This window comes from Dolichospermum compactum NIES-806 (assembly GCF_002368115.1).
GTDB lineage: Bacteria > Cyanobacteriota > Cyanobacteriia > Cyanobacteriales > Nostocaceae > Dolichospermum > Dolichospermum compactum.
Map to the genome: position 1 here is coordinate 3,871,792 of NZ_AP018316.1, position 8,853 is coordinate 3,880,644.

Annotated in this window: 7 protein-coding genes and 1 CRISPR repeat array; of the genes, 2 read left to right on the forward strand and 5 right to left on the reverse strand. The window is 39.2% G+C overall.

The window, feature by feature from the left end:
• Positions 1–82: 82 nt before the first annotated feature.
• The 4 genes from CA730_RS18250 to CA730_RS18265 all read right to left on the reverse strand — a co-directional run bounded on the left by CA730_RS18250 (position 83) and on the right by CA730_RS18265 (position 3,870).
• Complete coding sequence (locus CA730_RS18250; RefSeq protein ID WP_096669445.1) at positions 83–370, reverse strand: hypothetical protein; 288 nt, start codon at positions 368–370, stop codon at positions 83–85.
• Positions 371–409: 39 nt separating this feature from the next.
• Complete coding sequence (gene aroH / locus CA730_RS18255; protein WP_096669447.1) at positions 410–823, reverse strand: chorismate mutase; 414 nt, start codon at positions 821–823, stop codon at positions 410–412.
• A gap of 90 nt (positions 824–913) precedes the next feature.
• Entirely contained in the window at positions 914–1,735 is an 822-nt protein-coding gene (gene sppA, locus CA730_RS18260) for a signal peptide peptidase SppA (RefSeq protein WP_096669449.1), read from the reverse strand.
• A gap of 908 nt (positions 1,736–2,643) precedes the next feature.
• Entirely contained in the window at positions 2,644–3,870 is a 1,227-nt protein-coding gene (locus CA730_RS18265) for a tetratricopeptide repeat protein (RefSeq protein ID WP_096669451.1), read from the reverse strand.
• A 196-nt stretch (positions 3,871–4,066) separates the two neighbouring features.
• On the opposite strand from CA730_RS18265, the gene CA730_RS18270 reads away from it, so the two are divergent.
• Both CA730_RS18270 and CA730_RS18275 read left to right on the forward strand, forming a co-directional pair.
• Entirely contained in the window at positions 4,067–5,293 is a 1,227-nt protein-coding gene (locus CA730_RS18270; RefSeq protein WP_096669453.1) for an RNA-guided endonuclease InsQ/TnpB family protein, read from the forward strand.
• Between the two features lie 203 nt (positions 5,294–5,496).
• Positions 5,497–6,279: an ATP-binding cassette domain-containing protein gene (locus CA730_RS18275; protein WP_096669455.1), complete on the forward strand. Its 783-nt coding sequence runs from the start codon at positions 5,497–5,499 to the stop codon at positions 6,277–6,279.
• 512 nt (positions 6,280–6,791) lie between these two features.
• On the opposite strand, the gene CA730_RS18280 is transcribed toward CA730_RS18275, so the two are convergent.
• Positions 6,792–7,223, reverse strand: coding sequence for a hypothetical protein (locus CA730_RS18280; RefSeq protein WP_096669457.1), 432 nt, complete (start codon positions 7,221–7,223; stop codon positions 6,792–6,794).
• A 366-nt stretch (positions 7,224–7,589) separates the two neighbouring features.
• Positions 7,590–8,778: a CRISPR direct-repeat array (repeat unit 36 nt; unit sequence ATCCCCACTCGCTGGGGATATTAATTGAATGGAAAC).
• The last annotated feature ends 75 nt before the right edge of the window (positions 8,779–8,853 follow it).

The following is an 8,853-nucleotide window of genomic DNA, read 5'->3' on the forward strand; positions in this document are numbered from 1 at the left end:
TAAAACAAAGTAGGAATAGTCTCAAATCTTTTCCCTGTTCCCTGTTCCCTGCTCCCTTTGTCCGACTACTTAGTTCACACAATCAAATATTTGTTCCTAAACTCTGAGCATAAATCACTTCAATATTGCTACCAAATTCCAATTTATCTAAGGATTCTGTGAACAACACAAAACCCTTATATGCTGTCACATACTTATATATTTTCGTAAAATAACCTTCACTGGTGACAATGACAAGCGGCTCTTCACCTTTGGCAAGAATATCCAAAAAAGCATCTAATTTTACACATACACCAGTACCCTGGTGAGTGAAAATACTCCCACCAATAGTAGTAGGTTGAGCAGCCGCGTCACCACTGTAATAGCTCATTTAGCGCTAACTTTTACTTATGTTATTGACCAGCTAATTTTAAACTTTCGTCTCCACTACCTGCTGTGAAGTTTGTAACGTTTGGGGTAAACTCCAATCGGGACGCAATTTAGCAGCGTGACGTAAATAAACATGGTGAATTGGTGTAGAAGTTGGTAAATTAGCGTGAATTAGAAAGCGAATACAGCGCGGTAAACTTCCTTCAACGTGCATTTGTTGGACATCTAACATAGCTACACTATCCCACAAAGGACGACTGCGGGCGATCGCTGCTGGAAAAATAGCATCCAAATCCTTGGTGACAGAAAAAGTCACACTAATCATATCGTCCGGTTGGAGTTTATTTCTTTGCTCCAATTCATCTAATAATTCTGTCACTGAATCTCGAATTGCTTCGACACTATTTTCTGCAACAGTTGTTGCACCCCGAATTGCTCGCATTTGCCATTCCACTACCAAAATCCTCCTTTTGTATTTGTCAGTTGTCAGTTGTAATAATTCTTCCCTGTTCCCTGTTCCCTGTTCCCTGTTCCCTATGACTTTCTATGGACGATATAACCACATGGGTAAACCACTCGTAGACATTTCAAATTCTAGCCAATCAATCCCCCCACCAATAACCGATTTAGCTTGACGACTTCCCGGCAGAACACGACTCAAAAATGGTTTCCGTTCTTCTAGCGTATAGCAAAGAGTTTTCTCAGGATCAAGTCCTACTAACTCCGCTGTCCATTGTCTTGCATCCTCTTCTGTTCCTAAGCGGTCTACAACACCTAATTCTAAGGCTTGCTGTCCGGTAAAAATTCGGCCGTCAGCGAAACTTTTGACCCTCTCCACAGTTAATGAACGAGCATCAGCCACCGTTTCCACAAATTGTTGATAGCTGCAATCAATCAAGTCTTGCAGAATAGTTTGTTCCGGTTCTGTTAATTCCCGATCAAAAGCTAATATGTCTTTGTACGGTCCTGACTTAATGACCTTAAAGGAAACACCAATTTTTTCCAATAGCACCTCTAGATTATTCCCTCGCAGAATTACCCCAATACTGCCTGTAATCGTGCCTGGGTTCGCCATGATATGTTCTGCCCCCATACCAATATAAACGCCTCCAGAAGCGGAAATATTCCCAAAACTAGCAACAATCTTGATTTTTTTGGCTAATCTCTTCAGGGCACTGTAGATTTCTTGAGAATCACCCACTGTACCCCCAGGACTATCAATGCGTAGCAGTAAAGCGGGAAATTTACTTTCCTCTACGGTTTTCAATGCTTCTAGGACGTGCTTACGGGTAGAACCAGCGATCGCACCGCTAACTTCAATCCGTGCAATTTGTTTCCGAAAGTTGGGTTTAAATGGCCAAATCATGGGCAATCAAATAACTTTTTAATCTTTTGAATATCTTTAATATAGAACGCCTAGCATGAACCTAACGGGTTTTAAGTAGGGATCATAAACTGCGTACACCAGGACACATGAAAAACTTCTTATTCCCCTCTCGAAGAGCTTACGGTGTACACATATCCTGAACCAGAGCGAGTTTCCATCCCTGAAAGAAGGATTGAAACTAAACTAACCCACAAATTAAAGTAGGGGCAAACCCCCTGTGGTTGCCCCATAGGCTATACGGTAGCAACGCTAACCTAAATGCAAAGTAGGGGCAAACCCCCTGTGGTTGCCCCATAGGCTATACGGTAGCAACGCTAACCTAAATGCAAAGTAGGGGCAAACCCCCTGTGGTTGCCCCATAGGCTATACGGTAGCAACGCTAACCTAAATGCAAAGTAGGGGCAAACCCCCTGTGGTTGCCCCATAGGCTATACGGTAGCAACGCTAACCTAAATGCAAAGTAGGGGCAAACCCCCTGTGGTTGCCCCATAGGCTATACGGTAGCAACGCTAACCTAAATGCAAAGTAGGGGCAAACCCCCTGTGGTTGCCCCATGAATCAGAGTAAGCACTGGGGCGCTACCCCTACTTATGAGAAAATCCTAGACAAAACAATCTGAGTTATGTCCGCAATTTCCCAGATTTACCACCTCTTCAAATAACGGGAGACATTCATCTGTAGCAATCATCATCAATAAATCCCCTTTTTCTCAGACATAAATATAGAAATTATGTCCTAACTCTTAGATCAAACCACTTGATTATCTTAAATTAATTCGTAAAAATACAAATAAGTCTAACATCTTGTAGGCTCTCTTGGTGACAACTTAACCTTATCCAATATCTAGAGTCCGCTTGCGCGGACTTTTTTATTTATCTAGATAGTTTTTACATTTTTACCTCGGTTTTTAACTTTTCAATTTGTTGAGTAAAGTATGATTCCTGATATTTAAGTTGTTGTGCTATTGCTAATCCCTTCTGAAATGCTGTTAATGCTTGGGCATATTCTCTTCGTTCTCTATATAAGTTGCCAATTTGGTCATAGGCTGACATTAAACCATAAAAATTGTTAGCTAATGTTTGTGTTTCCAGGAGAATTGCACTAGTTTGTAAGGCTGCATCTACTTGTTTTTGGGAACGATAAAAAGCAATTAATTTCTCTAGTGCCTCTCCAGCCCTAGCGTATTGCTCTAATTGCCATGCCGTAGTATAAGCTGATTGATAATTATCGAAAGCCTGTTGTTTTAGTGTGGGATTTTTTTGGGCTAGAGATTCATAATTTGCCGCTATGGCTAATTTTAAAGCGGGAATTTCACCGAGATTTTGGTCACGAGTATAAACTTGGACTAATTTATTTAATATATCTATTGCTGCTTGGGGTTGTTTTCCTCGCCCATAGATATAAGCTAACTGTTGTAAATATTCCAATTCATTAGTTTTATCACCCTGATTAACTGCCAAATTTAATAGTTTTTGGTAAGTATTGGCAGCTTGGTCATAATCAAACCAACTTAAATATAATTCTCCAATATTCCTTAAAGTCTCTATTTCTCCCACTGAATCTTGTCGTTGTTTAACTAAGATTAAAACCTGTTCATAAGCCAATATTCCCAATTTAGGAAGACGGATTTTTTGATAAGCTTTACCCAGGAGTTGCCATAATTGTAAATCTGTACTTTTTTGTTTTCCTATCTCCTTTTGAATTACTTGTAATCGCTGACTAATATATCGCACCTCGTCCCGTTCATTTTGATTCCAGGCGATTTCTCCCACCCGTGATAACGCTTCTATCTCAGCCAATGTACCTAAATAACGTCTTAATCGTAGTTCACGATTCCAAACCTCAAAGGCTTTCTTTCTGTCTCCTCCTTGTAGTGTCACCTGTGCCTCTTGATTTAGCACATCTAAATCCGTCTTTAATTTTTGCAATTCTGTTAATGTTAATTGGCGTTTATCTGGTAAATTTGGTAATAGTGGATCAGGTAAAGTTATTTCTAGGGGATTGGGAGGAAACTTATCTAAATCTTCAATTTTTTTTTCCTGAGCAAGTGTGCCAAAAATACACAAATGCCACACAATAATAGTGGTAATGATGAAAATAAAACGCTGTAGCATGGTGAGTTTACCTTTATAAGAGACTAGACTGAAAACCCTTGAGGTTAAGTTTTGGAGCTTGGCGGAAAAACTTAGCCGTCCTTTAGGTAAGGGATGAAAGTCAGACAGAGGCTGTCTTCCTCCAGTGAAAGATTATTTTCCTTGACAGATTATGTAAATTACCCTAACATAATAATATGGTTGTTAGGTCGTCACCATGATAATTTACGAGTTCAAAGTCAAAGGAAAAGACAAGCAATACCGCGCAATAGACGAGGCTATTCGTACCAGCCAATTCATCCACAATAAATGTTTACGTTACTGGATGGATAACAAAGGTGTTGGACGATATGATCTCAATAAATATTGCGCGATTTTAGCATCTGAATTTCCTTTTGCTGATGAACTTAACTCAATGGCTAGACAATCTGCTGCGGAACGTTCTTGGAGTGCAATAGCTCGGTTTTACGACAATTGCAAGAAGAAGGTTAAAGGTAAAAAAGGGTTTCCAAAATTCAAAAAGAATTGCCGCTCAGTTGAATATAAAGTTAGCGGATGGAAATTATCTGAAACTAGGAAAGCAATTACTTTTTCTGACAAAAAAGGAATAGGTACTCTGAAACTAAAAGGTACTTATGACTTGAACTACTACGATATCAAGCAAATCAAACGAGTGCGTTTAGTACGTCGGGCCGATGGGTATTATGCTCAATTTGCAATTGATGTAAATATTCGAGTTGAAATACAACCAACTCATCAAGTAGTAGGATTAGATTTGGGATTAAACTACTTCATTGCTGATTCTCATGGCAATGTAGAACCATCTCCTAAATTTTACCGGAAGTCAGAAAAACAATTAAATCGAGCTAATCGCCAAAAATCCAAGAAGTTTAGTAGAGATAAGAAAAAAGCTAAACAACCACAATCAAAAAACTATTTAAAAGCTAAAAATAGGTATGCCCGTAAACATTTAAGAGTAAGTAGGCAACGAAAAGAATACTGCAAGAGATTAGCATATTCCGTGATCCAATCTAACGATTTGGTAGCCTATGAAGACTTGAATGTGAAAGGCATGGTAAAAAACCGACATTTAGCTAAGTCAATTTCTGATGCTGGCTGGTCAACTTTTCGGCAATGGTTAGAATATTTTGGACATAAATATGGGAAGGTGACGGTTGCTGTTTCTCCTCATAATACAAGCCAAAATTGCTCTAATTGTGGTCAAAAAGTCCAAAAATCTCTAGCGACTAGAACTCATGTTTGTCATCATTGTGGGTTTGTTGAAGATAGGGATATTAACGCCAGTATTAACATCCTAACATTAGGATTAAGTACCGTAGGGCATACGGGAACTTACGCTACAGGAGATTTGCCCTCTTGGGCGATTGGTGTCAACCTGTCGTCTAACGGTGAGTCTGTGAATGTAGAATCCCCGCGTCTTTAGACCGGGGAGTGCCAAAGGCAAATATCAAGCTCTTCAAGTATTCTGATTCACTGACTCTTTATTTATTTATTTATTTATTTATTTATTTATTTATTTATTTCTTCTTCTTATTCTTCCTTCTTCTTCTTTTTCTTCCTTCCTGTTATTCTCCCTTCTTCCTTCTTCTTCCTCCTTGACTCCTGACTCCTGACTCCTTGACTAATATGAGTAAAATAATTCCGGCCATTAGTGTAAAAAACTTTAGTTTTTACTACAGCAAGCAAAAAATCCTGGAAAGTCTGTTAATGGATATTCCCCAAAATAAAATTATTGCTATTATGGGACCTAGTGGCTGTGGGAAGTCTACTTTTTTAAAGTCTCTCAACCGCATGAGCGATTTGGAGGGAGAAGTCCACACAGAAGGGAAAATAGAGTTTTTTGGGCAAAATATTTATGAGAGACGGATTAATCTCAATCGTCTCCGTCGTCAAATTAGTACAATTTATTCTAAACCTAATCTTTTTCCCATGAGTATCTATGATAACGTTGCTTACGGGATTAAATTAGTTGGTTGGCGACCAAAACCAGAATTAGATGAAGTTGTGGAGTTAGCTCTTAAATCTGCGGATATTTGGGAAGAGGTCAAAAACAAGCTATATAAACCTGCTTTAGAACTATCTTGTGGTCAACAACAAAGACTGTGTATTGCCCGCGCTTTAGCTGTAAAACCCCAAGTTATTCTCATGGATGAGCTTTGCAGTGGACTTGATCCCATAAGTACCACAAAAATTGAAGAACTCATTGAGTGTTTGCGTTCTGAATTGACAATTATCTTTATCTCTCAAAACATCCAACAAGTCTCTCGCCTGGCTGATTTCACAGCTTTATTCCAATACAATGAAAATCATGTCGGACAATTACGAGAGTTTGCATCAACGAAAAAAGTCTTAGCTCAAGCTATAGATTATCGTACCCGCTATTATAAGGGAAATGCCGAAAACCCTTGAAGATGTAGCTTCCTAAGTCAGCTAAATCTGTGCTTTAGACAAGGGATGAAAGCTAGTTGCTTTCCTTTATCCTGCATTGATTTTAATCCATATTCTTGATACAACTATATTGTCACTAAAGACGTAAAAAGCTACCGAGGGACTCTCGGAAAGTTACGCTTGTCAGATATGATTTCGCCCGCCAGGTCCAACGAAATCAGGGCAAGAACCCAAATATTTAAGGCAGTGCCTGAAACTGGGATAACTGAGGGATATAGACTGAAACTCTCTATAGAATCTCCGCGTCTTAAGACCGGAGAGTGTCAAGATCCTACATTCATAATGTTAGTCATACCCCGACAAACTGCGACAATACAACCGTAAAAACTGTCCATACTCAACAATAAACCTGTCGGGGTTGTCACCAAGAATGTTTTGTACCACGCTCACCACATTGTGTACCCAAAAAACTAAGCTGTGTTACCTGAAAATTATCCACTCCTCGACTATATAAAAAGTCGAGGGGGATTTTGTTAGCGCGAGGGAACAGCAGCGGGAGGAATTGACTGTAATTCCTGTAACTGGGATTTTAGATCTTGTAGCTCCTCAAGCAAACCGTTAAAGTTCCCCATCATGTCCGCGTAGGACGTGGCAATAGCCTCCCCAATTCCCCCATCTGCCAATGATTCAGCTATCAGATTTTTAATAGTGTCTACATTGTCTACTGTTGTAAACTCGGTTAATTTGTCCTGTACAGTAGTTTCTATCAATTCCTTAATCTGATTAATATTTACAGTGTTTACAACTTGTATACCAGCCTTTTTTGTATCTACACCCAAGGCATTTAATAAAAGCCTCTTAGCGGTTAGATTCAAGCTTTCGCCCCCTTCTAGATGTTCTTGCAGTAATTTTAATTCATCATTTGTTAACCGAAAAGAGATAGGAACATTGTTAGTAATAGTCATAACGTCTACAGTTGTTTACTTAATGGCTACATATTAGTATAGCAGCTTGTTTACGACTTGTCTACAAGTATAGACAAGTTGTGAGTAAATTAAATGTTTACGCTGTCTACAAAATCTACACAACTTATCATATTAAATACGTAGACAACTGTAAACAGAGTGTAGACAAAACAAAATAAGGTAAAAATACGAAGGTCAAGGAAAATGGCTGAGGTGTTGATTTTATGGTTGTGAACTTCGGTTGCTTACTGGACAAGGGTTACGCGGTTTTTAATAGTCGTTTTGTGGGCTGGTTGGCGGTGGTTTTTGCTGACCTTCGGAAAGTGGTTCTAGACTCCTTGCACAGTAAGGGGTTAAAATCTAACTATCCCCACTCGCTGGGGATATTAATTGAATGGAAACACCAGCTTAATGGCTTGCTAGACAAGAGTTCTACGAATTATCCCCACTCGCTGGGGATATTAATTGAATGGAAACTCGAATGGTTATTAAACCTATAAAGTTTTGCTTTATAGACACCAGTAGTGTTTACATCCCCACTCGCTGGGGATATTAATTGAATGGAAACTTTTATAACCTTATATAAAGATAGGGGACTGGTTTAAAGTTTTGAATCCCCACTCGCTGGGGATATTAATTGAATGGAAACCATCTAAAACTTGTTCAGCTTGACCTTCCCTAAAATATCCCCACTCGCTGGGGATATTAATTGAATGGAAACCTCTTTTCTGCTGTGTGTCTGCGTCATCTGTTCTACCATCCCCACTCGCTGGGGATATTAATTGAATGGAAACTTTCTTGGACAACCAGGAAACTATCACTATTGCCAAAAAAAATCCCCACTCGCTGGGGATATTAATTGAATGGAAACCAGACTTTTCTGGTTCAGACTTTTCTGGTTCAGACATCCCCACTCGCTGGGGATATTAATTGAATGGAAACGAACTCTGTGGCTTAACAAGTAGCAGATTTGCAATACCATCCCCACTCGCTGGGGATATTAATTGAATGGAAACAGGAAAACTTAGAAGCTACGGTTAAGTCTCTTGAGCAAGATCCCCACTCGCTGGGGATATTAATTGAATGGAAACTTGTTGCCGACTAATTGCCATTCTGGCTTTTCCAGGGGCTTGAGATCCCCACTCGCTGGGGATATTAATTGAATGGAAACGGATTGATAATTGTTTATATTCCATTTGTCTCTCAATAATCCCCACTCGCTGGGGATATTAATTGAATGGAAACGTTAGCATTTTTTTTGGTCGCTTGTGTTTTATGTTTTAACATCCCCACTCGCTGGGGATATTAATTGAATGGAAACTCCCATACCAATACAATTCCAGAGAGATACACATTCCATGATCCCCACTCGCTGGGGATATTAATTGAATGGAAACATTTGCCCTACGACAAATTCAAACTCAATAGCTTCTTTGTTGTTATCCCCACTCGCTGGGGATATTAATTGAATGGAAACTTTCTGTTATGGCAGTTAAAGATAACTGCATTTGACTACCTAATCCCCACTCGCTGGGGATATCAATTGAATGGAAACTTTCAGAATTGTCTGAGAATATAGGGAATTTGGAGACTATATTAGGACTTACGCAAGTGTCACACTAAAAATCTA